Raw genomic sequence first — 26,164 nt, 5'->3', positions numbered from 1 at the left:
GCCCGTGCTGCCCGGCTCCCCCGTAGGGAGAGGCACCCGCCGATCATGAACATTCGCCGCAGCGCAGCGGTCCTGGCCGCCACCGCAGTGATCGGCACCGCCACGGCCCCGGCCGCCTTCGCGGACGAGGCGGCCCCTTCGCCGTCGCCCTCGGTGGCGCTCCCCTCCGGCCTCTACGGCACCGCCGACCCGACGTACGACGGTGTGTGGCGGCAGTCGCTCGCGCTGCTCGCCCAGGACACCGTGAAGGTGGTGCCCTCGGCCAAGGCCGTCGACTGGCTCACCGGACAGCAGTGCGCGGACGGCGCCTTCGCCGCGTTCCGGGCCGACTCCGGCACCGCGTGCGGAGCGAAGACCGCCGTCGACACCAACAGCACGGCCGCCGCGGTGCAGGCGCTCGCCGCGCTCGGCGGGCAGGACGCGGCGGTGCGCAAGAGCGTGGACTGGCTCCGGTCCGTCCAGAACAAGGACGGCGGCTGGGGCTACAACCCGGGCAGCCCCAGCGACACCAACTCCACCTCCGTGGTGATCGGCGCGCTCGCGGCCTCCGGCACCAAGCCCGCCGACGTCGCGTCGCCGGACGGCAAGTCCCCCTATGACGCACTCCTCGCCCTCGCGATCCCCTGCGCCGAGAAGGACGGCGGCGCCTTCGCCTACCAGCCCGACAAGAAGGGCAAGCTCGCGGCGAACGCGGACGCCACGGCCGCCGGTATCGTCGGCGGACTCGGCGTCGGCCTCGCGGCCACGGCCGCCGAGGCCCCGAAGGAGACCAGTACGGGCTGCGACGCGGCTTCCGCCAAGGTTCCGGACGGCGCCGCCCGCAACGGCGCCGCCCAGCTCGCCCTCGCCATCCTCAAGGACGGGCACCTGACGTCCACGCTGCCCGGCGCCGATGACCAGCCGGACTACGGCAACACCGCCGACGCCGTCGTCGCGCTCGCCGCCGCCGGACGGACCGACGAGGGCGAGAAGGCGCTGGCCTGGCTGGAGGGCAACGCCACCGCCTGGGCCGACCAGGGCGGCCCGGCCGCGTACGCCCAACTGATCTTCGCCGCGCACGCGGTGGGCTCCGACCCGCGCGCCTTCGGCTCCACCGACCTGGTGCGGCAGTTGAACGCGACCGGACCTGCGCCGCAGGCGAAGACCGCGTCCCCGGGCGGGAAGGCCGAGGCCGCCAAGGACAAGGCCGCCGAGAGCAGTGACGACGGCGGGGGCGTCAGCGTCTGGTGGATCGTCGGGGTCGGGCTCGTCGGCGGTATCGGCATCGGGTTCCTGCTGAGCGGACGCAAGAAGAAGCAGCAGCTGTGACCCCGGTACCGACCGCCATCGCTCGTGTCGGCGCCCCTTTCCTCGCCCTCTTCCTCGCCCTGTCCGCCGCCCTCATCGGCGCGGCCCCCGCGCACGCCGCCGGCTACCGCTACTGGTCCTTCTGGGACCTCGACGGCGACCGATGGGCGTACGCGACGCAGGGCCCCTCCACCGCGCGCCCGTCCGACGGTGCCGTCCAGGGGTTCCGCTTCGCGGTGAGCGAGGACTCGAAGGACGCGACGACACCGCGCGGCGCCCATGAGTTCGGTGCGATCTGCGACGGCACCCCGGCGCGATCCGGCGAGAAGCGGATCGCGCTCGTCATCGACTTCGGCACACCGGGCGACGCCCCGGACGGCGAGACCCCGCCGGCCGCCCGTACCGCCTGCGCCCGCGTCGGCGGGGACGCGACCACCGCCGAGGCGCTGGCCGCCGTCGCGAAGCCGCTGCGGTACGACACGAACGCGCTGCTGTGCGCCATCTCCGGGTATCCGAGGACCGGGTGCGGGGAGCAGGTGGCGGGGTCAGGGGGCGCGAAGAGCGGCAAGCCCGCCGCTTCCCCGGCCCCCGACAGTGACGGCGGTGGCTCATCCGTGGGCGTCGCGGTCGGGGTCGGTGCCGTGGTCGTCCTCGGGGGCGCCGCGTACTGGCAGTCCCGCCGCCGCCGGGGCTGACCGGCACCCCGCCATGAGCCCCGCGCCGTTCCGCTTCCGCCCGCGCACCGCCCCCGAGGCGCACCGCGCCAACTCCCTGCACCCGGGCGCCTGGTGGCTCTGGGCGCTCGGTCTGGGCACCGCCGCGTCCCGTACGACGAATCCGCTGCTGCTCGGCCTGCTGATCGGCGTCGCGGGCTATGTCGTCGCCGCGCGCCGCACCGAGGCGCCCTGGGCCCGCTCGTACGGCGCGTTCGTGAAGATCGCCCTGGTGGTGATCGGGATCCGGCTGGTGTTCGCGGTGTTCCTCGGGTCGCCGATCCCCGGTACCCGGGTGCTGCTCACGCTGCCCGAACTGCCGTTGCCCGACTGGGCGCAGGGGGTGCGGATCGGCGGCCGGGTCACCGCCGAGGGCTTGGTGTTCGCGCTGTACGACGGGCTGAAACTGGCCACCCTGCTGATCTGCGTCGGCGCCGCGAACGCGCTCGCCAGTCCGGCGCGGCTCCTGAAGTCGCTGCCGGGCGCCCTGTACGAGGCCGGGGTCGCCGTCGTCGTGGCGATGACGTTCGCGCCGCAGCTGATCGCCGACGTACGGCGGCTGCGGGCCGCGCGCCGGCTGCGCGGGCGGCCCGACCGGGGGCTGCGCGGACTGCTCCAGGTCGGACTGCCGGTCCTGGAGGGCGCGTTGGAGCGGTCGGTGGCGCTGGCCGCCGCGATGGACGCGCGCGGCTACGGGCGCACCGCCGATGTCCCGCCCGCCGTACGCCGTACCACCGCCGTCCTCACCCTCGGCGGTCTGCTCGGCGTGTGCGCCGGGACGTACGGGCTGCTGTCGACGGACGGCGCGGGGTACGCGCTGCCGCTGCTGCTCGCCGGGGTCGCCGCCGCGCTTGGCGGCCTGTGGCTGGGCGGGCGCCGCTCGATCCGTACCCGGTACCGGCCCGACGCGTGGGGGGTGCGGGCGTGGCTGGTCGCCGGGTCGGGCGCGGTGGTCGCCGCCGCGCTGGTGAGGGCAGGTGCGGTCGATCCCGCGGCCGTGCATCCCGGGGTCGTGCCGCTGACCGTGCCGGAGCTGCCGCTGTGGTCCGCGGTGGTCCTCGTCGGGCTGCTGCCCGCGTTCGTCACCCCGGCCCCGGCGCCGTCAAAGGCCCCCGCCCCTCCCGTGTCGAACGCCGCCCCCTCCGAGGAGACCGCGTGATCCGCTTCGAGGATGTCTCCGTCACCTACGACGGCGCCGGTGAACCCGCCCTGCGCGGCGTCGACTTCACCGTGCCGGAAGGCGAGTTGGTGCTGCTCGTCGGCCCGTCCGGGGTCGGCAAGTCCACGCTGCTCGGCGCCGTCAGCGGTCTCGTACCGCACTTCACCGGCGGCACCCTGCGCGGCCGGGTCACCGTCGCGGGCCGGGACACGCGGACCCACAAGCCACGGGAGCTGGCCGATGTCGTGGGCACGGTCGGACAGGACCCGCTCGCGCACTTCGTGACGGACACCGTCGAGGACGAACTCGCCTACGGCATGGAGTCGCTCGGGATCGCGCCGGACGTGATGCGGCGGCGCGTCGAGGAGACCCTCGATCTGCTGGGGCTGACCGAGCTGCGCGACCGGTCCATCGCCACGCTGTCCGGCGGGCAGCGGCAGCGCGTCGCGATCGGCTCGGTCCTCACCCCGCATCCGAGGGTCCTGGTCCTGGACGAGCCGACGTCCGCGCTCGACCCGGCCGCCGCCGAAGAGGTCCTTGCCGTGCTGCAACGCCTCGTGCACGACCTGGGGACGACGGTCCTGATGGCGGAGCACCGGCTCGAACGGGTCGTGCAGTACGCGGACCAGGTGCTGCTGCTCGCGGAACCGGGCGCCCGTCCGGTCCTGGGCGCGCCCGCCGATGTGATGGCCGGGTCGCCCGTGTATCCGCCGGTGGTCGCCCTGGGGCGGCTCGCGGGCTGGTCCCCGCTGCCGCTGACGGTACGGGACGCGCGGCGGCGGGCGGCGGGGCTGCGGGAACGGCTGGCGACGGCCACGCCCCCACCGGCACCCGTACCTCCTCCTGGGGCCCCTGTCGCGGACGTCTCCCGGCTCACCGTCCGCCACGGCCGGGTCGAGGCCCTGCGCGGGGTCGGGTTCTCGCTCGCCCCGGGCGAGACGGTCGCGCTGATGGGCCGTAACGGAGCGGGAAAGTCCACCCTGCTGTCCGCGCTGGTCGGCCTGGTCCCGCCCGCGTCCGGCTCCGTCCGCGTCGGCGGCGCCGTACCGCACCGTACGAGCCCCCGTGACCTGGTGCGCCGCGTCGGCCTGGTCCCGCAGGAGCCGCGCGATCTGCTGTACGCGGACACGGTGGCCGGCGAGTGCGCGGCGGCGGACCGGGACGCGGGCGCGGACGCCGGTACCTGCCGGGCGCTGGTGTCCGGGCTGCTGCCGGGGATCGACGGCGCCACGCATCCACGCGACCTGTCCGAGGGGCAGCGTCTGGCGCTCGCGCTCGCCGTCGTCCTCACGGCCCGCCCGCCGCTGCTCCTGCTCGACGAGCCGACCCGTGGCCTGGACTACGCGGCGAAGGCCCGGCTGGTCACGCTCCTTCGCTCGCTGGCGGCCGAGGGGCACGCGATCGTCCTCGCCACGCACGATGTGGAGCTGGCGGCGGAACTCGCCCACCGGGTGGTCATCCTCGCTGACGGCGAGATCGTCGCGGACGGCCCGACGCCCGAGGTCGTGGTGGCGTCGCCGTCCTTCGCGCCGCAGGTCACCAAGGTCCTCGCGCCCGAGCCGTGGCTCACGGTCACCCAGGTACGGGAGGCGCTCGGATGAGGGCCCGGGTCGTCCGCCTGGGCCCGCGCTCCGTCGCCGCCCTCGGACTGGTGAGCGCGGTCGGGGTCGCCGGTTTCGGCTGGCCGCTGATCGCGGGCCCAGGCTCGCAGCTCAACGCCCATGCCCAGGACGCGCCCTGGCTGTTCGCGGCACTGCTCGTCCTCCTTGTCGGGGTGGTCGCGGCCACCGTGTCGGAGTCCGGGCTCGGGCCCAAGGCCGTGGCGATGCTCGGGGTGCTCGCGGCGACCGGCGCGGCGCTGCGGCCCCTGGGCGCGGGCACGGCGGGCATCGAACCGATGTTCTTCCTGATGGTGCTGAGCGGCCGGGTCCTGGGCCCCGGCTTCGGGTTCGTGCTCGGTTCGGTGACGATGTTCGCGTCCGCGCTGCTGACCGGGGGCGTGGGGCCCTGGATGCCGTTCCAGATGCTGGCGATGGGCTGGTTCACGCTGGGCGCGGGGCTGCTGCCGGGGCCCGAGCGGCTGCGGGGGCGCGGCGAGCTGCTGATGCTCGCGGGGTACGGGTTCCTGGCCGCGTTCGCCTACGGCACGGTCATGAATCTGGCGGGCTGGCCCTTCATGGGCACGCTGACGTCGAGCGTCGCCTTCCACCCCGGGGACGCGGTGCACGCCAATCTGGTCCGGTTCCTCGCGTACTGCGCGGCGACCTCGCTCGGCTGGGACCTGGGGCGGGCCGCGCTCACCGTGGTCCTCACGCTGACGCTGGGCGCGACGGTACTGAAGGCGCTGCGGCGGGCGACCCGGCGGGCGGCTTTCGAGGCGGCGGTGGCTTTCGAGGGGACGGTGGCTTTCAAAGGGGCCGAAGGGGGCGGTGGGCGGGCGGACCGTTCCCCCTGACTCGTACCACCCCCCTCGATTCGTACCGCACATTTCGACCATTCCGGGCATAGCGTCAGCGACCCGCGTCACACCCCAACTCCCCACCCTGCGACCCGCGCCACACTCCCCGCATCCACCCCGTGGACGCCCGTACGCGATCCGTCACCGACCAGGGCCCACCCTCGTGAGCCATCCCACAGCACATCGACCCTCAACTATCCGGGGCCGTAGCCCCACAGCCTTGACATGTTCGCGTCCGCGACCCCTCTGACCTGCGGATTGAGAGCCACGTCACACAGAGGTCCTTCCCGGCGAATGCGACTCCCACTAGTAAAAGGGGCGATTGCCGCGAGGGGGTCGGCTTTGCTTCTCTGGAGCAGTCGCACGGCGCCGACGTGCCCACCCGGGCCGCGGCGCCGACGCATTCCCCGCGGACCTCCGCGGTCCCCGATGCGCCCGCGACGGAATCTGTCCCCCATCGGAAGGTCCGAAGTTGTCCGCCTCCCTGCTCCGCCGCATCGCCTCCCCGAAGAAGGCCCTCACCGGTGCCGCCGTCGCCGCTGTCGCGGCCGGCTCCGTGTTCGCCGCCGCTCCGGCGCAGGCCGCGGCCCCCGCCGCCACGCCCGCCTCGGCGCAGTCGATCGCGAAGAAGCTGATTCCGGACGCCGCCCAGTACAAGGCCTTCGACAAGATCGTGACCCACGAGAGCAACTGGAAGGTCACGGCCACCAACTCCTCGTCCGGCGCCTACGGCCTGGTCCAGGCGCTGCCCGCGTCGAAGATGTCGACGCACGGCACGGACTGGAAGACGAACCCCGAGACCCAGATCAAGTGGGGCCTGGACTACATGAAGCAGCGCTACGGCAGCCCCGTGGCCGCGTGGAACTTCTGGCAGGCCAACGGCTGGTACTGAGCCGCACCCGGCACAACCGCCGCACAGACGCAGGCGGCGGCACCCTGACCCCCCGGGTGCCGTCGCCTGACCCAATCCCCCGTGGATTTCCCGTGGTCCCGTCGCGCCCCGCGCGCCGGGACCATCTGTGTGTCCGGAAAGCGCACCATGTCGGTTCCACACCTTGGGAGGCGCGACATGGCCACGGCGGTCGGCGGTACGGACGAACCGAACGAACCGAATGCTCCGAAGCATGCGGACCCGGAGCTGCGGGGGCTGCGGCTGCCCCTGGTGCTCGGGGCGCTGACGGTCGTCAGCGGGCTCATCGACGCCGTGAGCTACCTCGGTCTCGGCCACGTCTTCACCGCGAACATGACCGGCAACGTGGTCGTCCTCGGCTTCGCCGCCGCCGGCGCCCCGGGCTTCTCGGCCACCCACTCGCTGGTGTCGCTCGGCGCGTTCCTGATCGGTTCGGTGGTCGGCGGCCGGGGCGTCCTGCGGTTCAGCGAGGGCTCCCGGCGTACGTGGGTGCGGGTGGCCCTGTGGTGCGAGGCGGTCCTGGTCGCCCTCGCGGCGGCCGTCGCGTTCGCGGCCCCGGACGCGCGCGGCACCGTCTTCGCGCTGATCGCGTTGACGGCGCTGGCGATGGGCCTGCGCAACGCCACCGTACGCAAGCTCGGCGTGACCGACATGACGACGACCGTGCTCACCATGGCCCTCACCGGCCTCGCCGCCGACTCCCGGCTGGGCGGCGGCGACAGCACCCACGCGCTGCGGCGCGCGGGCTCGGCCCTGGCGCTGCTCGCGGGCGCGCTGCTCGGCGCGTATCTGGTCCTGAACCACGGGCTGGGGCTGCCGTTGCTGGTGGCCGCCGTGATCGCTGCGGCGCTCGCCCTCGTGACGTCGGGCCGACTCTGACAGCGCCCCACTCACCACTGCCGCGCACCCGCTCACAAACGCTCACAACCAACCGCTCACAACCGCTGAATGATCGTCCCCGTCGCCAAGGCACCCCCCGCGCACATCGTGATCAGTGCGAACTCCTTGTCGCGGCGCTCCAGTTCGTGCAGCGCGGTCGTGATGAGCCGGGCGCCGGTGGCGCCGACCGGGTGGCCGAGGGCGATGGCGCCGCCGTTGACGTTCACCTTCTCCAGGTCCTGGCCGAAGACCTGGGCCCAGCTCAGCACCACCGAGGCGAAGGCCTCGTTGATCTCGACGATGTCGATGTCCTTGAGGGACATGCCGGCCTTGCCGAGGACCGCGCGGGTCGCGTCGACCGGCCCGTCGAGGTGGAAGTGCGGATCGGAGCCGACGAGCGCCTGGGCGACGATCCGGGCGCGCGGGCGCAGCTTGAGGGCGCGCGCCATCCGCTTGGACGCCCACATGATCGCGGACGCGCCGTCGGAGATCTGCGAGGAGTTGCCCGCGGTGTGCACGGCGGTCGGCATCACCGGCTTGAGCCGGCCCAGCGCCTCCATCGAGGTGTCGCGCAGCCCTTCGTCCCGGTCCACGAGCCGCCACATGCCGTGCCCGGCGGCCTGTTCCGCCTCGGTGGTCGGCACCTGCACGGCGAAGGTCTCGCGTTTGAACCGCTCCTCGGCCCAGGCGATGGCGGCCCGCTCCTGGGAGATCAGGCCGAGCGAGTCGACGTTCTCGCGGGTCAGGCCCCGGTGGCGGGCGATGCGTTCGGCGGCCTCGAACTGGTTGGGCAGGTCGACGTTCCACTCCTCGGGCGCCGGTTTGCCGGGGCCGTGCTTGGAGCCGGAGCCCAGCGGCACCCGCGACATGGCCTCGATCCCACAGGAGATGCCGATGTCGATGACGCCGGCCGCGATCATGTTGGCGGTCATGTGCGACGCCTGCTGCGAGGAGCCGCACTGGCAGTCGACGGTGGTCGCCGCGGTCTCGTAGGGCAGGCCCATGGTGAGCCACGCGGTGCGGGCCGGGTTCATGGACTGCTCGCCCGCGTGGGTGACCGTGCCGCCGACGATCTGTTCGACGCAGTCCGGCTGGATGCCGGTACGGCCGAGGAGTTCACGGTAGGTCTCGCCCAGCAGATAGGCGGGGTGGAGATTGGCGAGCGCCCCTCCCCGCTTGCCGATGGGGGTCCGTACGGCTTCGACGATGACGGGTTCAGCGGCCATGAGCGCGTCCTCTCTCCACATCCGCGGGGCGTGCGGTCACCCACGACAGAACTAGTACGCGTTCTAGTTCTGTGAGAAGTTTCGCGGCGTCACAGCCGGTACGCAAGGGTCGTGCACGCATCTCGCGGTACGACAGCGCGCAACAGATCCCGTCACGCCCCTTGCGAGTTGTAGAACCGGTTACTACCTTTCCCGCAACTTCTGATGGAGCGTCATTTTCTGATGGACCGTCACTACGCGTCTCCGATGGACCGTCACTATCACCCCTCACCTACCTGATGAGCCATCGACTTACGGTGAAACAGCTGGAGTTGCCGATGTCCTGCCCCGCGTTGTCCGAAGGGTTCGACTTCACGGATCCCGATCTGCTCCACCACCGTGTGCCGCTGCCGGAGTTCGCCGCCCTGCGGGAGTCCGAGCCGGTCCGGTGGATCGCCCAGACCCCCGGCATCTCGGGCTTCCAGGACGCCGGCTACTGGGCCGTCACCCGGCACGCGGACGTCAAGTACGTCTCCACCCACCCGGAACTCTTCTCCTCGCACCTCAACACCGCCGTCATCCGCTTCAACGAGACCATCAGCCGCGACCAGATCGAGGTCCAGCGGCTGATCATGCTCAACATGGACCCGCCCGAGCACACCCGCGTCCGGCAGATCGTGCAGCGCGGTTTCACGCCACGCGCGATCCGCTCCCTGGAGGACACCCTGCGCGCCCGCGCCCGCTCCATCGTGGAGACGGCGCTGAGCCAGGCGGGCCCCGACGGCTCCTTCGACTTCGTCACCAATGTCGCCGTGGAGCTGCCGCTCCAGGCCATCGCCGAACTGATCGGCGTCCCGCAGGCGGACCGCGCCAAGATCTTCGACTGGTCCAACAAGATGGCGGCGTACGACGATCCGGAGTACGCGATCACCGAAGAGGTCGGCACCGAGGCCGCCGCCGAACTCGTCTCGTACGCGATGAATCTCGCCGCGGCCCGCAAGGAGTGCCCGGCCAAGGACATCGTGTCGCAGCTCGTGGCCGCCGAGGACGAGGGCAACCTCGGCTCCGACGAGTTCGGGTTCTTCGTGATCCTGCTCGCCGTCGCCGGCAACGAGACCACCCGTAACGCCATCACGCACGGCATGCACGCCTTCCTCACCCACCCCGACCAGTGGGAGCTGTACAAGCGCGAGCGGCCCGAGACGGCCGCAGAGGAGATCGTCCGCTGGGCGACGCCCGTCGTCTCCTTCCAGCGGACCGCCACCGAGGACACCGAGCTGGGCGGGCAGCGCATCAAGAAGGGCGACCGCGTCGGCATGTTCTACTCGTCGGCGAACAACGACCCGGAGGTCTTCGACGCGCCGGAGCGGTTCGACGTCCTGCGCGACCCGAACCCGCATCTCGGATTCGGCGGCGGCGGACCGCACTTCTGCCTAGGCAAGTCCCTCGCCACGCTGGAGATCAACCTCATCTTCAACGCGCTGGCCGACGCGGTGCCCGATCTGCGGCTCGTGGGCGAGCCGCGCCGGCTGCGCTCCGCGTGGCTGAACGGGGTCAAGGAGCTACGGGTGTCGGGCACCGCCTGACCCGACACCCGCCCGTTCCCGCCTCAGCGTGCGTTGAGCTTGCCGTCGGGCGAGGTCGCCTGACCGGGGATGGCCTGACCGGGGACGGGGACGCCGTCCTGCCCCGGTTCGGGCGCCTTCTTCGCCCCCTTCGCCTGCTCCGGCAGGACGGCCTCTCCCGCTTCTGTCTCCCGCTCCGCCGCCTCCCGCGCCGCCGCACGGGTCACGACCCCCGCCCTCGGTCCCACCAGGAGGTAGCCGAGGCCGAATCCGAGGCCGACCACGACCGCGCCGCCCACCGCGTCGAGGACCCAGTGGTTGGCGGTCGCGACGATCGCCGAGACGGTCAGCAGCGGATGCAGCAGCCCCAGGGCCTTCAGCCACCACCGGCGCGCCAGGATCACGACGACGAGACCGCACCACAGGGACCACCCGAAGTGCAGCGACGGCATCGCCGCGTACTGGTTGGTGACCGAGGTGAGGGTGCCGTAGTCCGGCTGGGAGAAGTCCTGGACGCCGTGCACCGTGTCGACGAACCCGAGGCCCGGCATCAGCCGGGGCGGGGCCAGCGGATAGAGCCAGAAGCCGAGCAGCGCGAGCAGCGTGGCGAAGCCGAGCGCGGTCCGCGCCCAGCGGAAGTCGACGGGCCGCCGCAGGTACAGGACGCCGAGCACCGCGAGCGGTACGAAGAAGTGGAACGACGTGTAGTAGAAGTTGAAGAAGCTCTCCAGCCAGGGGACTTTCACCACGGCCTGGTTGATCCCGTGCTCGATGTCGATGAAGAGGAACTTCTCGATCGAGTGGATCTGCTCCCCGTGCCGCTCGGCGGCGGGCCGGCCACCGGCCGCGGCGAGCCGCACCTGCGCGTAGGCGGAGTAGCCGACGCGGATCAGCAGCAGTTCGAGCAGCAGGTTGGGCCGGCTCAGCACCCGCCGCCAGAACGGCATCAGCGGCACCCGGCTCCATCGCGCCTTCACCGGGGCCGCGTACACCGTGGGGACGGGGTCCCGGTAGTACGGCGAGGTCCTGGACAGGAACGGCACGAAGCAGGCGGCGGCGAGGGCCGCGAGGACCACCACGTTGTCGCGCACCGGGAACAGCACCGGCATGTTCGGCAGCATCATCTTCGCGGGCAGCGTCATCACCAGGACCACGGCGACCGGCCACACCGGGCGGTCCGACGCGCGCTTGCCGACGCGGCCGACCACGGCGAGCAGTACCCACAGGAGCTGGTGCTGCCAGGTCGTCGGGGACACGACGACGGCGACACAGCCGGTGATGGCGACGGCGAGCAGCAGTTGCCCGTCGGCCGCGTACCGCACGGCCCGGCGCAGGCCGACCACGGCGACGGCGGCGCCGAGGACCAGGAACAGCCCCTGTTCCAGGGGTCCGCTCAGCCCGAACCGGAGCAGGGCGCCGTGCAGGGACTGGTTGGCGAGCCCGTCGGGGTTCGCGCCGAGCCCGGCGCCCGCGAGGTGGCTCACCCAGTACGTCCACGAGTCCTCGGCCATCGCGGCCCAGGCGACGGCGGTGCAGGCGGCGAAGGTGAGGCCGGCGGTGACGGCGGCCCTGCGGCGGCCGGTGAACCAGAGCAGCGGGGCGAAGAGCAGCACGGTGGGCTGGAGGGCGGCGCCGATACCGATCAGGACGCCGCTCGCGCGCTCCCCGCGCACGGCGAAGCAGCCGAGGAGGACGAGCAGGACGGGGATGATGCTGGTCTGGCCGAGGTAGAGGGTGTTGCGGACGGGCAGCGACAGGATCAGCAGGCAGATCGCGACGGGCGCGGCGAGCAGCGAGGTGCGGCGCGAGACGGGGTGCGGCAGGGAGCGCGCGGCGACCAGGCCGAGGACGACGACGAGCAGCAGCGTGCCGAAGGTCCACGCCCAGCCGAGTGACTGTTCCGCGGACCGGGCGAGCGGCTTCAGGACGAGCCCTCCGAAGGGGGTGCCCGTGAACTGGCCCGCGTCGTACAGCGACCCGTTGACGTGCAGGACGCCGTTCGGTCCGATCCATGCCTCCAGGTCGGTGAAGCGCTCACCGGGTGGCTGCCGCAGGACGGCCGTGACCTGGCGTACCGCGAGCAGCGCTGCCATCAGCCACAGGGCCGCGCGCAAGGCCGCGATACGGGGGTTCACCGCCCCCGTCGGTCTCGCCAAGACGTTCCCTGGTCCACCGTGCTCCGCATTCGCCACGCCGCGTCGGCCCTCCGCCCCGTTCGTCACCCTGCCCGGCCCTGTCCCCGGGCCGGGTCGTCAAAGGCTCGCACTGCCTTCATGAGGAGACGCAGGCAACCCCCTCTTCACCTGGCGGCCTCTTCACTTTTGAACGGATGACGATAGTGCGGGGAAGGTGCCGTTTTCTGCCCAAGGCGCGACACAGATCACAATCTGGCCAGCTCTGGCCCCCTTCCCGGTCGCTTTGGCGTGCACCGCCCGGCTATATTCCTTAGCGAAACTACTTAGTCGTACTAATGACTACCTCTGGGGAGAGCCGCCCATGACCGAGCAGCTGTGGACCGACGTCGACGCCTACTTCACCTCGTCCCTCTCCCCGGCGGACGAGGCCCTGGACGCGGCCCTGCGCGCCAGCGACGCCGCCGGACTGCCGCGGATCGCCGTCGCCCCCAACCAGGGCAAGCTGCTCCACCTGCTCGCCCGGATCCAGGGCGCCCGGCGGATCCTGGAGATCGGCACGCTCGGCGGCTACAGCACCATCTGGCTGGCCCGCGCACTCCCCGCCGACGGCCGGCTGATCAGCCTGGAGTACGACCCGGCCCACGCCGACGTGGCCCGCCGCAACCTCGCCCACGCCGGCCTCGACACGGTCGCCGAGGTACGCACGGGCGCGGCGCTCGACTCGCTGCCGGTCCTCGAAGCGGAGGGTGCGGGCCCGTTCGACCTGGTCTTCATCGACGCCGACAAGGTCAACAACCCGCACTACCTGGACTGGGCGGTGAAGTTGACGGCGCCCGGCTCCGTCATCGTCTGCGACAACGTGGTGCGGGGCGGCGCCGTCGTCGACGCCGCGAGCACCGACCCGGGCGTGCGCGGCACCCGCGCCCTGATCGAGCGGGTGGCCGCCCATCCGAAGCTGAGCGGCACCGCGATCCAGACAGTGGGCAGCAAGGGGTACGACGGGTTCGTGCTGGCCCGGGTGGAGGACTGACCGACTGTCCGACGGTTCTTGTCAGGCGGTGGGTCAGACCTCGTGGTAGAAGCCCACGTTGACGCTGCGCGCGCTCGTCCGGTCCCGGACCACGACCTCGCCGGAGCCCCCGCGCGGCAGTGTCATACCCCCGCCGTACAGGAGCGGTTGCGTGGCTCCACCGCTCACGATCCGCACATCGGACGACGGGTCGGGCTGTGAGCCGCGCAGCCAGGTGACGGTCCAGGTGCGGTCGGGTCCGCAGCGGAACTCCAGATGGGTGCGGGACACGAACAGCCAGTCGTCGGGGGTCGCGAGACGGCACTGGTTGCGGTCGCGGCCGACGAGCAGCAGCGCTCCCGGGTCGCTCGGCGCCTCGGCCATCTGCATGCCCGCGGTCGCGCCCGCGTCGCCCTCCGCCACGGTGGCCATGGTCAGCTCCAGCACGTACGGCTCCTTCGTCCCGCCGGTTCCTGGTCCTGGGGAGCGTCGCACAGCCCACCGACATCCGTCCCCCGTCTGGGACAATGACGGCATGACGGAGCGAAAACCCCCAGGTGTGAGCTTCGAGTCGTGGGTCGACAAACAGATCCACGACGCGGAGGCCCGAGGCGAGTTCGCGGAGCTGTCCGGAGCGGGCAAGCCGCTCAAGGAGACCTCCGAGACGACGTACGACGAGCTGTGGTGGATCAAGGCGAAGCTGGCGCGCGAGGGCATCTCGCATCTGCCGCCCTCGCTCGCCCTGCGCAAGGAGGCCGAGGACGCGCTCGCGGCGGCCTACGAGGCGCCGTCGGAAGCGGCGGCCCGGCGGATCGTCGACAAGGTCAACCCCAAGATCAAGGACATGATGCTGAAGCCGCCCCCGGGACCGCCGTTGGGGCTGAAGCCGTTCGACCTGGACGAGATCGCCGCCGAATGGCACCGCCGACACCCTCCACAGCCCTCGGCCTGAACGTCAAGCGGAGCCCGCGCCGGCTGACGCGTCGTACGGCAGGATCCGGCGCAGCAGACCCCGGGGGTGGCCGCGTTTGCGCCACTCCCGCGGGTAGCCGATCGACACTTCCTCGAAGCGGACGCCGTCCTGGAAGGTGGTGCGGGGGATGTGGAGATGGCCGTAGACGACGGCGGCGACAGGGAAGCGGGTGTGCCAGTCGGCGGTGAGTTCCGTACCGCACCACTGGGCGAACTCCGGGTACCAGAGCACCTCCGTCGGGTGCCGTTCCAGGGGCCAGTGGCCCGCGAGGACGAGCGGGACCGCCGGGTCGTGGGCGGCGAGGCGGCGTTCGGTGAGCGCGACGCGGGCGCGGCACCAGTCGTCCCGGGTCGGATACGGGTCCGGGTGCAGCATGAATTCGTCCGTGCACACCACTCCGGAGGCGTGCGCGGCGGCCAGCGACTCCTCCTTGGTCGCCGTGCCGGGCGCCCGGAAGGTGTAGTCGTACAGCAGGAACAGCGGGGCGACCGCGACGGGTCCGTCCGGTCCCGGCCACAGGGCGTACGGGTCCTCGGGGGTCAGGACGCCGAGGCTGCGGCACAGGGCGACCAGGTGTTCGTACCGGGCCTGCCCCCGCAGGGTCACCGGGTCCTCGCGCGGGGTCCACAGCTCGTGGTTGCCAGGCGCCCAGATCACCCGTGAGAAGCGGCGGGCGAGCAGGTCGAGGGCCCAGGCGATGTCGTCGACGCGTTCGGCGACGTCTCCCGCGACGATGAGCCAGTCGTCGTCGGACTCCGGCCGCAGGGACTCCACGAGGGGCCGGTTGGCCGGCATGGCGACATGCAGGTCGCTCACCGCGAGGAGAGCGCCGGTCGGTGCCGCCATCGCAGAACCCCCCTTCGCGGTCGTACCGGGCGACGACGCTGTGGGAGCCTAACCGCGCCCCACCGCGGCGATCAACGAGGCGACCGCCGGTCAGACCTCTTCGACCACGCCCGCCGCCATCAGCTCCTCCAGCCAGCGGGCGAGCATCATCCGCACCCACAGCACATCCATCGCCCAGATCCTGCCCAGGGCGTGCGCGGTCGCGTCGACATGCCAGTCGTGCTGCTGCAACGCGATCCACATCGCCGTACCGCCGGGCCCGCACGAGAAGGTCTCGTCGCGCGCCTCGCACTGCAGGGTCAGCCGACCGTCGGTGTCGATACCCGAGACGACATCGGGTACGGGTCGTACATGCCGGAGTAACTGGTCGTGTTCCATGGCAAGTCCCTCAGATATCGATGACATGGCCTGAACTGGTCGTTACCGCCGGGTAGTCTCGCGTCTGCCCCGCAGGGACGCACAGCCTTGTGGACGCGCTCCCTCCGCCGAAAGGCGGCGCGCCGGGGCGCGGGGCCGGAAACAGCGGTGCGGAAGCGGGCCGGAAACGGCGGTACGGAAGCGGTGCGGAAGGGGTCATTCAGATCACCGTGCCGCGTACGGGGCGTTCCTTGCTGCTGCCGTCCTGCGGGCGTTCCGCGTCGCAGCCGCACATCTCGGCGTTGAGTTCCTTGACAAGGGTGACGAGGTCGGTGGGGCGGCCGGGGCCCCACCAGTCGCCGAGCAGTTCGGCGAGGGATTCCTCGCGGGCCCGGGACAGCGCGGCGGCGACCTCGCGGCCCTCGTCGGTGAGGACCAGCGGCAGCCCTTCGCGTACGGCGAGACGGCGCTCCTCGACCTGCCGGGCCGCGTTCGTGAGGACGTCGAGCGGGACGGAGCTGCGTTCGGCCAGGAGCGCGGGCTCCGCCGAGCCGTACCGGTTGATGCGCAGCAGCAGCCAACTCGCCGCCGGCAGCAGGTCGTAGCCGGCCTTCTCGGTGATCGTCCGGTAGATCTCGCGGCGGCCCTCGCGGGTGCCGAGCAGCGAGAGGGCGCGGGCCACCTCGTCGTGCGAGGACCGCTGGACCGGGTTGCTGGCCAGGGTCTCGGTCACGTCGGGCGCCCGTACCGAGCCGCGCAGCGGGTCCTCGCGCATGAACCAGGCGAGGAGGAAGGCGACGAAGGCGACCGGGGCCGCGTACAGGAAGACATCGGTGATCGAGGACGCGTAGGCGTGGACGACCGGTGGGCGCAGGGCGGGCGGGAGCAGGGCGATGCCGCGCGGGTCGGCCTTGAGCGAGTCGACGCCGACGCCCGGCGGGAGCGGCTGTCCGGCGAGCGCGGCGGTGAGCTTGGTACCGAGGCGGCTCGCGAAGATCGACCCGAAGATGGCCACGCCGAACGACGCCCCGATGGACCGGAAGAAGGTGGCCCCGGAGGTCGCGACGCCGAGATCCTCGTACGACACGGCGTTCTGCACGATGAGGACCAGGACCTGCATCACCAGGCCGAGGCCCAGGCCGAAGACGAAGAAGTAGGCGCTCTGCTCGGCCGTGCCGCTCGTCTCGGAGAGCCGGTGCAGCAGGAGCAGCCCGATCGTCGTGATGCCGGTCCCCGCGATGGGGAACACCTTCCAGCGGCCCGTACGGCTGACGATCTGTCCGGACAGCGTGGACGACAGGAGCAGCCCGACGACCATCGGCAGCATGTGCACGCCGGACATGGTCGGCGAGATGCCCTGGACGACCTGGAGGAACGTCGGCAGGTAGGTCATGGCCCCGAACATCGCGAAGCCGACGACGAAGCTGATGAACGCGGCCAGCGTGAAGGTGCGGATGCGGAACAGTTTGAGCGGCAGCACCGGTTCGGCCGCCCGCCGCTCCACGCTCACGAACCAGCCCGCCAGGATGACGCCGAGCGCGGCGAGCCCGATGATCTGCGTCGAGTTCCAGTCCCAGGTGGTGCCGCCGAGTGAGGCGACGAGCACCAGACAGGTCGCGACGGACGCGATGAGGAAGGTGCCGAGGTAGTCGATGGTGTGCCGGGTCGACCGGCGCGGGATGTGCAGATACGCGGCGATGACGGCGAGCGCGATCACGCCGATCGGCAGGTTGATGTAGAAGACCCACCGCCAGCTCAGATGCTCCGTGAACACCCCGCCGAGCAGCGGCCCGAGCACACTCGTCGCCCCGAACACCGCACCGAACAGGCCCTGGTACTTACCGCGCTCACGCGGCGCGACGACATCGCCGACGATCGCCATCGACAGCACGATCAGCCCGCCGCCGCCGAGCCCCTGCAAGGCCCGGAAGCCGATGAGCTGCGGCATGTTCTGCGCCAGGCCGCAGAGCGCGGAGCCGATCAGGAAGATCACGATCGCGAGCTGGAACAGCCGCTTGCGCCCGTACTGGTCGCCGAGCTTGCCCCACAGCGGGGTCGCCGCCGTCGAGGCCAGCAGATACGCCGTGACCACCCACGACAGATGCTCCAGACCGCCGAGATCGCTGACGATCGTCGGAAGCGCCGTGGAGACGATGGTCTGATCGAGCGCGGCGAGCAGCATCCCCATGAGCAGCGCGCCGATCGACACCAGAACGCCGCCCTGGATGTGGTCCTCGTCCTTGCCCGAGTGTGCGGCGTGCGTATCGCTCGCCCGGTGAGCGCTCTGGGCCATGGACACCTCCTGAGACCGTCCCGGCGTTTCCCGCACTCCCATCGTGATCGGTATGCCCCGTTATGGCCTGTTGACGCACGTACCCCACGGCTGGGCGTGGGGGCCCGGTGTCTGCATAATCGGGCGTGTTCTCAGGGGAGGGGACCCATACGGTGAACGGACAGATATGTCCACAATGTGGTACGGCACGGGGCCCGGGGGGCGCCCACGGCTGTACCTGCGCCCAGCGCGCGTCCGACGCGCTGCGCGACACGAGAACGGCGGAGACCGCGGCGGCGGAGGACTACGACCCGCTCAGGGTCCGTCCCTATGTGTCGCTGCCGGAACCCGACGAGTCGGAGCCTCCGGGTGCCGTGAAACCGGCCCTGGCGCCGGCCGGGCCGCTGCCGGCGCTGGCGGAACCTCCGGAGCCCACCGGGCCATCCGGGCCATCCGGGCCATCCGGGCCATCCGGGGGAGACGCCTCCGCGCAGCCGCCCGACGGCCCTGATCCGCGCTCCCGGCGCCGCCGTCTCGCCCTGGTCGCCGTGTCAGGCGCCACGGTGGCCGTGGTCGGGGCCGCCGCCTTCGCGAGCGGCCTGTTCTCCTACAAGACGCCCCGGCACGAGGACACGGCGCTCCCCGACACCCCGCGGAGCGCCCCGGACGCCACGGAACCGGAACCGTCGTCACCGACCCCGTCCGCCTCGTCCTCTTCATCGGCCCCGGCCGCGGCGAATCCGTCGCCGTCCGCGCCGTCGAGCACGCCGGGCGGCACGCCCTCGTCGTCCGCGTCGGCGGCACCGTCGCCGAGCAGGTCGAACCCGTCGGCGCCCTCATCGCCCGTACCGTCGACCGCGCGGGCGCCGGGGTCCGAGGCACCGGCCCCGCCGCCGCCCGAGTCCGGCGAGACGCTGCGCCCGGGTGACGAGGGTCCCGCGGTCCGCGAACTCCAGGAGCGCCTGCGCCAACTCCGTCTCTACAACGGCCGGTTGGACGGCGAGTACGGGCGCCGGGTCGCGGAGGCCGTGGGGCGCTACCAGTGGGCGCGCGGCATCCAGGAGGAGCTGGGCGTGTACGGGCCTGTCACGCGGCGGAGCCTGGAGGCGGAGACGTCCAGCCGCTGACGCTGCGGGGGGGCGGATGCGGGGGCGCCGGGCGGGTACGCGGGATACGGGGGCTGCGGTGGTGACTCAGCCGATGTGCAGCCGCACGGCTCCGTCACCCGACCGCTCGACGCGGACGCGCGTCAGATCGTCCACCTGGACCGTGGGACCGTACGCCGCCGCGCGGGGGCCGATGCCGACCACGCGCATCCCTGCGGCCCGCCCGGCGGCGATGCCCGCCTCGGAGTCCTCGAAGACGATGCAGTCGGCGGGGTCGACACCGAGTTCGGCCGCGCCCTTGAGGAAGCCCTCGGGGTGCGGCTTGCTCTCGCCGACCGACTCGGCGGTGATGTAAGTCCCGGGAATGGCCAGATCGGCCGCACCCATCCGCGATCTGGCCAACTCCAGCGTCGCGGACGTCACCAGCGCGTGCGGCACACCCGCGAGCGCGGCGAGGAACGCCGGGGCGCCCGCGATCGGCACGACGCCCTCGATGTCGGCGGTCTCCTCGGCGAGCATCAGCTCGTTCTCGGCGTAGTTCTCGGCCATCGGCCGGTCCGGGAGCAGCACCGCCATGGACGCGTACCCCTGCCGGCCGTGGACGACGCGGATGACCGCGTCGAAGTCCAGGCCGTGCCGGTGGGACCAGCGCCGCCAGCATCGCTCGACCACGGCATCCGAGTTCACGAGGGTGCCGTCCATGTCGAGCAGCAGGGCACGGGCGGTCAGGACGGTGGTGGCCGGCATCGGCAAGCTCCAAGCGCTCCAAAAGGAACTGAAAGAAGAGGGACACAGAAACAGGGACACAGAAAGAGGTCAAGCGGCTCCGCCCGCCGGTCAGGGTGAGCGGGCGGAGCCACTTTGTTTCTTCACGATACAAAACGAGGGCCCGACCCGCCACCGCCCCAGCCCACGTGACGTACGCCACATCCGGCCACCGCACGCGCCCCCGACATCTCCCCCTTTGTCAACTCCCGCGCTCCCTCGTGGAGATGACATCACGCCAGACCTCTTGATGTGACGTGCGCATGACGCAACCCTGTTACCTGTCGCCCACCCGCCGGAAACCCTCGGACGCCACCATGGCCGGGTTCGAGCGGCCAATACACCCCCACCCCCAGGGAGTTCGCATGTCAGGTGTCTACGCGCGTCGACTGTCCGGTTCTTCCTCACGTCGCCGTCGGCTCGGCGTTCTCGGCGCCCTCACCGCCGCGATGTCCGCCGTCGCGCTCCTCACCGGCCCGCCCGCGCAGGCCTCGCCCCCCACCCCGGTCACCGCCGCCACGGCCCGTACGTACCTCTCCTCGCTCACCGTGCAGGCCCCGGGCTCGTCGACCGGCTACAGCCGCGACCTGTTCCCGCACTGGATCACCCAGTCCGGCTCGTGCAACACCCGTGAGGTCGTCCTCAAGCGCGACGGCACCAACGTGGTGCAGGACTCCAGTTGCGCCGCCGTGTCCGGCAAGTGGTACTCCGAGTACGACGGTGTCACCTGGTCCGCCGCGTCCGACGTCGACATCGACCACGTCGTCCCGCTCTCCGAGGCGTGGAAGTCCGGTGCCAACAGCTGGACCACCGCCAAGCGCCAGAGCTTCGCCAACGACCTGACCCGCCCGCAGCTCATCGCCGTCACCGACAGCGTCAACCAGTCCAAGGGCGACAAGGACCCGGCCGCCTGGATGCCGTCGCGCACCGCCTACCGCTGCACGTACGCCCGTATGTGGGTGCAGGTGAAGTACTACTACAACCTCACGGTCGACTCGGCCGAGAAGAGCGCGCTCCAGTCCGTACTCAACGGCTGCTGACGCTCCCCCGCCGGCCTCTCCCGACTCCTCCCGGCTCCTGACCCGGAACCACCACGCCGGCCTCCGTCGTTCCGTACCGTACGGGGCGACGGAGGAGGGTGATCACCGTGGCGAAGCTGCGTCTGGGGCCACTGCTGAGGTATGTGGACGGCTCGTCCGCGACGGTCTGGGTCGAGGCGAGCCGTCCGTGCTCCGCCGAGGTGCGCTGCGCGGACGGGGCGGGGGGTGCGACGCGCACGTTCCAGATCGCGGGGCATCACTACGCGCTCGTGCCGGTGGACGGTCTCACGCCGGGCACGTCCACGGCGTACGAGGTGATGCTCGACGGGGTCCGGGTGTGGCCGTTGCCGGAGTCGCGGTTTCCGCCTTCGGAGATACGGACGCCGGGGGCGGGTGCGGGTGACCCGGGTGCCGGCGGTGATGACCGGGCCGTGCGGGTGTCGTTCGGGTCCTGTCGCTGGGCCGCGCCGCCCGCCGATGAGAAGGACCCGGTCGGCCCCGACGCGCTGGACACGCTCGCCGCGCGCCTCGCCGCGACGCCCGGCGCCGAGTGGCCCGACGTCCTGCTGCTCCTCGGCGACCAGGTGTACGCCGACGAGACCTCCGAGGCCACGCGCCGCTGGATCGCCGCCCGCCGCGACCTCACCGAACCCCCGGGCAGCCAGGTCGCGGACTACGAGGAGTACACCCGCCTCTATTACGAGTCCTGGCTCGACCCGGAAGTCCGCTGGCTGCTGTCCACGGTGCCGAGCTGCATGATCTTCGACGACCACGACGTGATCGACGATTGGAACACCAGCGCCTCCTGGCTGGCCTCGATGCGGGCGACCCCGTGGTGGAACGAGCGCATCCTCAGCGGCCTGATGTCCTACTGGGTCCACCAGCACCTCGGCAATCTCCCACCCGCCGACCTGGCCGCCGACCCGCTCTACGCGGCCGTGCGCGCGACCCCCGACGGCACCGACGCGCTGCGCGCCTTCGCCGCCCGCGCCGACGCCGAGCCCGCGTCGACCCGCTGGAGCTACCGCCGGGACTTCGGCCGGGTCCGCCTGCTGATGCTCGACACCCGCGCCGCCCGCGTACTGGACGAGGACCGGCGGGCGATGCTCGACCCGGAGGAGGCGGCCTGGGTCCGCGCCCAGGCCCTGGACACACCCGGTTCGTACGACCACCTCCTGATCGGTACGTCACTGCCGTGGCTGCTGCCGCCCCTGATCCATGACGCCGAGTCGTGGAACGCGGCGCTGTGCGGGGGTTCGCGGGGCGGACGGTGGGCGCGGTTCGGCGAGAAGCTGCGGCGCAGGGCGGACCTGGAGCACTGGGCGGCGTTTCCGTCTTCCTTCCGGGCGCTGACGGATCTGATCGCGGAGGCGGGTTCGGGGCCGGGGGCTCCGGCGAGCGTGCTGGTGCTCTCCGGGGATGTGCATCACGCGTATGTCGCGGAGCCGTTGGGGTGGCCTGGGGGTGCGGGGGTCGGCGGTGCGAGATCTGGCGGGGCGGGGCTTGGTCGTACGGCGCCTGACGCGCGGGTGTTGCAGCTCACCTGTTCGCCCGTGCACAACTCGATCCCCCGCTATATCGAGTTCGGCTTCCGCTTCGGCTGGAGCAGGATCGGGCAGGCGCTCGGCCGCCGGATCGCCCGCCACGGCCGGGCGGGTGAACCGGGACTCACCTGGGGCAGGACGGGCGGCCCCTGGTTCGGCAACCAGCTCATGACCCTGACCCTCCGGGGCCGTACGGCGTCGCTGCGGCTGGATCAGGCGCGGGAGGTGGGGGGCGGCGGGGCGCGGCTGGAGACGGTGGAGGAGATGGCGGTGACGGGCTGATACGTGAGGGGCAGGCCATGGCCAAATGTTGAACTTGCAAGCACTGGTGAGGCGTACCTAATCTGGGCCCACTCGGTTTTGTCCCCCACCAGACCGAAGGAGTCCCCCACCATGACTGGACGGCTCAACAGCGCCCAGCCCTACGCCCTCGGGCTGTTCCGCATAGTGATCGGCCTGCTCTTCGCCTGCCACGGCGCCGCCTCGCTCTTCGGCGTACTCGGCGGCGCGGCGGGCGGTGGCAGCATCCCCGCCGGCACCTGGCCCGGCTGGTACGCGGCCGTGATCCAACTCGTCGGCGGCGCCCTGATCCTGCTCGGCCTCGGCACCCGGGCCGCCGCGCTCGTCGCGTCCGGCTCGATGGCGTACGCGTACTTCAAGGTGCACCAGCCCGAGGCGCTCTGGCCGATCCAGAACAGCGGTGAGGCAGCCGCGATGTTCTGCTGGGCCACGCTGCTGCTCGTCTTCACGGGGTCGGGCGCCTTCGGCCTCGACCGCCTGTTCGCCGGCGGCCCGGAGAACGCGGGGCGCTCCGGTCGCTCCGGGCATTCGGACCGGGACGGCGGTGGGCCCGACGGCCCGGCGCGCGACCGGAAGACGGTCACAGCCTGACCCCTCGCCCCTCTCCTTGAGGCCCCGCCCCTCCCCGGCACCCCAGGTATCCGGACACCCGGGTACCTGGGGAAGGCGGCCGGGTGAACGTCGCCGGGCGAACACTTGAGCCCCGGTGGATCTCCGGCCCACCACCCCGCGTACGCTGTATGGCTGTCACCAGGCCGCCCCTGCCGCTCCCCCGCGACATCGCGGCGTCGTCTGCCGAACGGGGAGTTCCGGTGCTGGAAAGTGTGGGGTCGCTGACCGGCAGCCCATGGATCTACGCGGTCGTGGCCCTCTCGGTGTTGTGTGACGTGTTCCTGCCGGTTCTGCCGAGCGGTGTCCTGGTGATCGCCGCCGCGACGGCGGCGGCGGCCGGTTCGGGCGCGGCGTCGGGACGGGTCCCGCACGAGGTGCCGGACATGCTGATACTGACCCTCTGCGCGGCGACCGCCTCCGTACTCGGCGACCTGGTCGCCTACCGTCTGGCCCGGCGCGGGGGCGCACGCCTCGACCGCGCGATCGCCCGTTCCCGCCGGCTGAGCAGGGCTCAGGAACACCTCGGCGCGGCCCTCGCCCGGGGCGGTGGCGCCCTGGTCGTGATCGCCCGTTTCGCCCCCGCGGGACGCTCGGTCGTCTCCCTGGGCGCGGGCGCGGCCCACCGTACGATCCGCGAATTCCTCCCCTGGTCCGCACTCGCGGGCCTCGCCTGGGCCGCGTACAGCGTGAGCCTCGGCTACTTCGGCGGCCAGTGGCTCGGCGCGACCTGGCTGGCCACCGGCGTCTCCGTCCTCGCCCTGTTCGCGGCGGGGGCCGGGGCGGCGTACGTGGTACGGAGGCCGCGGGCGGCTGCGGGGGCCTGAGGGGACCCGGGGACCTGGGGGGACCTGGCGGGGCCTGGCCGGGACCTCGCTGAGGGCCGACTCGGGTCAGCTCACCGCCTCTGCCTCTGCCCCTGCCCTGGCGGTGGCTGCCGACTGCCCCCGTACCTCCAGACCGTCGAGCAACTCGGCGGTCGCTTCGGCGATGGCGTCCACGGCCCGTTCGAAGACCTCGCGATTGTGCGCGGCCGGGGCGCGGAACCCGGACACCTTCCTCACGTACTGAAGCGCGGCGGCGCGGATGTCCTCCTCGGTGGCCTCTTCGGGGAGAACGGGCGGGCGGAGAGTCTTGATGCTGCGGCACATGCGTCAAGTGTCTCCCCTGGCTCCTCTTTCGTGTGAAGCCCGGGGGAAGTCCCTGGATTGACTCGCTTCATAAAATCGAACAGGCGTACCATTGCCGCGTGGCTGCGACCTACGACTTCCCGAGCGATCTCCTCGCTGGCCAGGAGGAGCTGCGTCAGATACGGACCGAGCTTCTGGAACTGCTCAAGCGACTGCCCTGGTCGGTGGAGCCCCTCGACGGCTTCAGCGACGACAACGGCTGGCGCAAGGTCGAACGCCCCGCATCCCCCGGCTGGACCCCCGACGAACAGGCCCAGGTGGAAAAACTCCGCGACCGCGAGCGCGAACTGGCGATCTTCATCAGTTGCCATCGCTACTGGACCGACCTCACCGGTCCCGACACGGTGGACGCCCGGATGAGCCTGAAACACACGGGTCCGCCAGCGCCTCCGGCGGCGATCGGCACGACCGGGGACCTGTGACCCTTCGCTCGGCGCGCCCAGGGCTCGGGGCCTGCGGCCGACGTCGAGACGGGGAAGGCCCCCAGCCGTCACTGGCTGAGGGCCTTCCTCTTCACCGGGTGGGCGCGGACGGTTTCGAACCGCCGACATCTGCCTTGTAAGGGCAGGCGTTCGCGGCTCCGAGGGGTGTCGGGCAGGGCTCTAGCCAGCCGCGATCCCGGCGTGAGTGCAGGTCAGCGGCTCGCAATCGACATCTTCCCGACGGCGTCACCCTCGGCAGCACGCTGGGGCTACGTTGCCAGTACGGCCCGAGTACGGCATCGCGCCTCCTAAATTCCCCCTAAATGATCTACGCGTTTTCGCTGGTCAGGTTACACAGGCGACCCCTCGCGCCTTGAGGTGCGAGGGGTCGCCCCGAGTGCCGAGTCACCACCGAGGGGGGGCTAGCCATTCGGTGGCGCCCGGCACGTTCATTGGTGTGACCGCCACCCATGTCTAACGGATGTACGGGTTCCGGGTCTGTCACCCATTCGGGTGAACACTTGTTCGAATCGGTACGCTACCGCGAGCCCTGCGGCATATGCCAGAGCGCCGCAGGGCTACGGACGTTTCAAGATCACAAAATGCCCGGTAAACCGGGCTGACTTATGATCATCTTCGGTCGACTGTTTGTCGAGTGCCGACCCTGCCCGACGACGACGAGTGGCTCCTCCATGAGCGCCGCGCCATCGGCGACCGAATCCGGGTGACCCGCATCACGCAGGGCCGCACCCAGGAGTCCGTCTTCCTCGCAGCACGCGTCGCCCGATCCACCTACCAGCACATCGAAGCCGGCACCGCAGACGGCCGCATCGGAACCCTGATGCGCATTGCGAGAGTTCTCGGGGTGCACGTCACAGACCTCCTTCGCGGCTGAACGGTCGTCAATAACAACAGACTGTTGACGCCGCGACAAGTGTGTCCGCCACGCGTATCCGTGAACTCGGTGTACACCCCGGGTGAATTTGTTACAGGCTGCGCGGCCTCTGGCCAGCACTTCTCGCCCAGCGAGGGAATCGACGGGTCGCCGAAGGCCGTCAGTGTCCGCCGCGGAGTCGGCGGAAGGCGTCGTTCGATGCTTCCTGCCAGGCGGCCCACAGTAGTACGGAGGTGTCGCAGTGCTCGCGATCGATGTCGCGGCATTGCGGGCAGTTGCTGGCATGGGCGACGTAGGTACTCCAGGCTTCCTGGGGTGGGCTGAGGCGGGCCCCGGAAGCGATGACGGGCAGGCGGGTTCCGGAGGCAGGGGGTGGGTCTTTACGCTCGTCCACGTCGGCGCTCCGTCCGTCGGCCACGCCCCCGGGTCGCCGGCCAGCGATCGCGGGGGTCCTTCATGCCTTGAGGCTACCGCTACAGACCGCTCCATAGCGCTACATGGAGCAGCATGCAGCCCCCTGTCGAT

The 26,164-nt window shown here is 71.7% G+C and carries 25 protein-coding genes and 1 tRNA gene; 17 read left to right on the top strand and 9 right to left on the bottom strand.

What is annotated here, in order from left to right; all coding sequences use genetic code 11:
- Positions 1–45: 45 nt before the first annotated feature.
- From ACIQNU_RS04770 to ACIQNU_RS04740, 7 genes are all read left to right on the top strand, one after another.
- Entirely contained in the window at positions 46–1,308 is a 1,263-nt protein-coding gene (locus ACIQNU_RS04770; protein WP_401360895.1) for a prenyltransferase/squalene oxidase repeat-containing protein, read from the top strand.
- Entirely contained in the window at positions 1,305–1,982 is a 678-nt protein-coding gene (locus ACIQNU_RS04765) for an SCO2322 family protein (protein ID WP_401360893.1), read from the top strand. Before ACIQNU_RS04770 ends, ACIQNU_RS04765 begins: the two co-directional genes overlap by 4 nt.
- 13 nt (positions 1,983–1,995) lie before the next feature.
- Complete coding sequence (locus tag ACIQNU_RS04760) at positions 1,996–3,159, top strand: energy-coupling factor transporter transmembrane component T (protein ID WP_401360891.1); 1,164 nt, start codon at positions 1,996–1,998, stop codon at positions 3,157–3,159.
- Positions 3,156–4,760 carry an ABC transporter ATP-binding protein gene (locus ACIQNU_RS04755; RefSeq protein ID WP_401360889.1) on the top strand — a complete coding sequence of 535 codons (1,605 nt, stop codon included), beginning with the start codon at positions 3,156–3,158 and terminating at the stop codon, positions 4,758–4,760. The genes ACIQNU_RS04760 and ACIQNU_RS04755 overlap by 4 nt, the downstream gene beginning before the upstream one ends.
- Positions 4,757–5,614 carry an ECF transporter S component gene (locus ACIQNU_RS04750; RefSeq protein WP_401360887.1) on the top strand — a complete coding sequence of 286 codons (858 nt, stop codon included), beginning with the start codon at positions 4,757–4,759 and terminating at the stop codon, positions 5,612–5,614. The genes ACIQNU_RS04755 and ACIQNU_RS04750 overlap by 4 nt, the downstream gene beginning before the upstream one ends.
- A 475-nt stretch (positions 5,615–6,089) precedes the next feature.
- Entirely contained in the window at positions 6,090–6,509 is a 420-nt protein-coding gene (locus ACIQNU_RS04745) for a transglycosylase SLT domain-containing protein (RefSeq protein WP_401360885.1), read from the top strand.
- Between the two features lie 177 nt (positions 6,510–6,686).
- Positions 6,687–7,406 carry a YoaK family protein gene (locus ACIQNU_RS04740; RefSeq protein WP_401360883.1) on the top strand — a complete coding sequence of 240 codons (720 nt, stop codon included), beginning with the start codon at positions 6,687–6,689 and terminating at the stop codon, positions 7,404–7,406.
- A 56-nt stretch (positions 7,407–7,462) separates the two neighbouring features.
- Here the strand turns inward: ACIQNU_RS04740 and ACIQNU_RS04735 are convergent, their stop codons facing one another.
- Positions 7,463–8,632, bottom strand: coding sequence for a steroid 3-ketoacyl-CoA thiolase (locus ACIQNU_RS04735; protein WP_401360881.1), 1,170 nt, complete (start codon positions 8,630–8,632; stop codon positions 7,463–7,465).
- Positions 8,633–8,949: 317 nt separating this feature from the next.
- Between ACIQNU_RS04735 and ACIQNU_RS04730 the strand changes: the two genes are divergently transcribed.
- Entirely contained in the window at positions 8,950–10,197 is a 1,248-nt protein-coding gene (locus ACIQNU_RS04730; RefSeq protein WP_401362437.1) for a cytochrome P450, read from the top strand.
- Positions 10,198–10,220: 23 nt separating this feature from the next.
- Here ACIQNU_RS04730 and ACIQNU_RS04725 read toward each other — a convergent pair whose 3' ends face one another.
- Complete coding sequence (locus tag ACIQNU_RS04725) at positions 10,221–12,368, bottom strand: bifunctional glycosyltransferase 87/phosphatase PAP2 family protein (protein WP_401360879.1); 2,148 nt, start codon at positions 12,366–12,368, stop codon at positions 10,221–10,223.
- A 304-nt stretch (positions 12,369–12,672) separates the two neighbouring features.
- Between ACIQNU_RS04725 and ACIQNU_RS04720 the strand changes: the two genes are divergently transcribed.
- Positions 12,673–13,341 (top strand): O-methyltransferase, encoded by a 669-nt coding sequence (locus tag ACIQNU_RS04720; RefSeq protein ID WP_401360877.1) that lies wholly within the window; start codon positions 12,673–12,675, stop codon positions 13,339–13,341.
- Between the two features lie 33 nt (positions 13,342–13,374).
- On the opposite strand, the gene ACIQNU_RS04715 is transcribed toward ACIQNU_RS04720, so the two are convergent.
- Positions 13,375–13,767, bottom strand: a complete 393-nt coding sequence (locus ACIQNU_RS04715) for a hypothetical protein (protein ID WP_401360875.1) — start codon at positions 13,765–13,767, stop codon at positions 13,375–13,377.
- 88 nt (positions 13,768–13,855) lie between these two features.
- Here ACIQNU_RS04715 and ACIQNU_RS04710 point away from each other — a divergent pair, with 88 nt between their 5' ends.
- On the top strand, positions 13,856–14,272 hold the full coding sequence (locus ACIQNU_RS04710; RefSeq protein ID WP_401360873.1) for a DUF1992 domain-containing protein: 417 nt from the start codon (positions 13,856–13,858) through the stop codon (positions 14,270–14,272).
- A 3-nt stretch (positions 14,273–14,275) separates the two neighbouring features.
- Here the strand turns inward: ACIQNU_RS04710 and ACIQNU_RS04705 are convergent, their stop codons facing one another.
- The 3 genes from ACIQNU_RS04705 to ACIQNU_RS04695 all read right to left on the bottom strand — a co-directional run bounded on the left by ACIQNU_RS04705 (position 14,276) and on the right by ACIQNU_RS04695 (position 17,789).
- Positions 14,276–15,139 (bottom strand): metallophosphoesterase family protein, encoded by an 864-nt coding sequence (locus ACIQNU_RS04705; protein WP_401360871.1) that lies wholly within the window; start codon positions 15,137–15,139, stop codon positions 14,276–14,278.
- A 90-nt stretch (positions 15,140–15,229) separates the two neighbouring features.
- Positions 15,230–15,517 carry a PqqD family protein gene (locus ACIQNU_RS04700; protein WP_401360869.1) on the bottom strand — a complete coding sequence of 96 codons (288 nt, stop codon included), beginning with the start codon at positions 15,515–15,517 and terminating at the stop codon, positions 15,230–15,232.
- Between the two features lie 199 nt (positions 15,518–15,716).
- Positions 15,717–17,789 carry a DHA2 family efflux MFS transporter permease subunit gene (locus ACIQNU_RS04695; protein WP_401360867.1) on the bottom strand — a complete coding sequence of 691 codons (2,073 nt, stop codon included), beginning with the start codon at positions 17,787–17,789 and terminating at the stop codon, positions 15,717–15,719.
- A 152-nt stretch (positions 17,790–17,941) separates the two neighbouring features.
- Here ACIQNU_RS04695 and ACIQNU_RS04690 point away from each other — a divergent pair, with 152 nt between their 5' ends.
- Positions 17,942–18,895, top strand: coding sequence for a peptidoglycan-binding protein (locus ACIQNU_RS04690; protein WP_401360865.1), 954 nt, complete (start codon positions 17,942–17,944; stop codon positions 18,893–18,895).
- 66 nt (positions 18,896–18,961) lie between these two features.
- Here ACIQNU_RS04690 and ACIQNU_RS04685 read toward each other — a convergent pair whose 3' ends face one another.
- Positions 18,962–19,621 (bottom strand): HAD-IA family hydrolase, encoded by a 660-nt coding sequence (locus ACIQNU_RS04685; protein ID WP_401360863.1) that lies wholly within the window; start codon positions 19,619–19,621, stop codon positions 18,962–18,964.
- 383 nt (positions 19,622–20,004) lie between these two features.
- Between ACIQNU_RS04685 and ACIQNU_RS04680 the strand changes: the two genes are divergently transcribed.
- The 4 genes from ACIQNU_RS04680 (at position 20,005) to ACIQNU_RS04665 (ending at position 23,959) form a co-directional block, all read left to right on the top strand.
- Positions 20,005–20,679, top strand: a complete 675-nt coding sequence (locus ACIQNU_RS04680) for an HNH endonuclease family protein (RefSeq protein ID WP_401360861.1) — start codon at positions 20,005–20,007, stop codon at positions 20,677–20,679.
- Positions 20,680–20,786: 107 nt separating this feature from the next.
- A complete protein-coding gene (locus ACIQNU_RS04675) occupies positions 20,787–22,505 on the top strand; it encodes an alkaline phosphatase D family protein (RefSeq protein WP_401360859.1) in 1,719 nt (572 codons plus the stop codon).
- Between the two features lie 111 nt (positions 22,506–22,616).
- Positions 22,617–23,114 carry a DoxX family protein gene (locus tag ACIQNU_RS04670; RefSeq protein ID WP_401360857.1) on the top strand — a complete coding sequence of 166 codons (498 nt, stop codon included), beginning with the start codon at positions 22,617–22,619 and terminating at the stop codon, positions 23,112–23,114.
- 221 nt (positions 23,115–23,335) lie between these two features.
- Positions 23,336–23,959 carry a DedA family protein gene (locus ACIQNU_RS04665; RefSeq protein ID WP_401360856.1) on the top strand — a complete coding sequence of 208 codons (624 nt, stop codon included), beginning with the start codon at positions 23,336–23,338 and terminating at the stop codon, positions 23,957–23,959.
- A 66-nt stretch (positions 23,960–24,025) separates the two neighbouring features.
- Here the strand turns inward: ACIQNU_RS04665 and ACIQNU_RS04660 are convergent, their stop codons facing one another.
- Positions 24,026–24,283 (bottom strand): DUF2277 domain-containing protein, encoded by a 258-nt coding sequence (locus ACIQNU_RS04660; protein ID WP_401360854.1) that lies wholly within the window; start codon positions 24,281–24,283, stop codon positions 24,026–24,028.
- 98 nt (positions 24,284–24,381) lie between these two features.
- On the opposite strand from ACIQNU_RS04660, the gene ACIQNU_RS04655 reads away from it, so the two are divergent.
- On the top strand, positions 24,382–24,744 hold the full coding sequence (locus tag ACIQNU_RS04655) for a hypothetical protein (RefSeq protein ID WP_401360852.1): 363 nt from the start codon (positions 24,382–24,384) through the stop codon (positions 24,742–24,744).
- Between the two features lie 99 nt (positions 24,745–24,843).
- On the opposite strand, the gene ACIQNU_RS04650 is transcribed toward ACIQNU_RS04655, so the two are convergent.
- Positions 24,844–24,942, bottom strand: a tRNA-Val gene (locus ACIQNU_RS04650).
- A gap of 457 nt (positions 24,943–25,399) precedes the next feature.
- On the opposite strand from ACIQNU_RS04650, the gene ACIQNU_RS04645 reads away from it, so the two are divergent.
- A complete protein-coding gene (locus ACIQNU_RS04645) occupies positions 25,400–25,639 on the top strand; it encodes a helix-turn-helix domain-containing protein (RefSeq protein ID WP_401360850.1) in 240 nt (79 codons plus the stop codon).
- The last annotated feature ends 525 nt before the right edge of the window (positions 25,640–26,164 follow it).

Source organism: Streptomyces sp. NPDC091292, from assembly GCF_044757265.1.
Classification (GTDB): Bacteria; Actinomycetota; Actinomycetes; order Streptomycetales; family Streptomycetaceae; genus Streptomyces.
The sequence above is the reverse complement of the archived record's forward strand: the minus strand, read 5'-3'. Positions and strand labels throughout refer to the sequence as shown.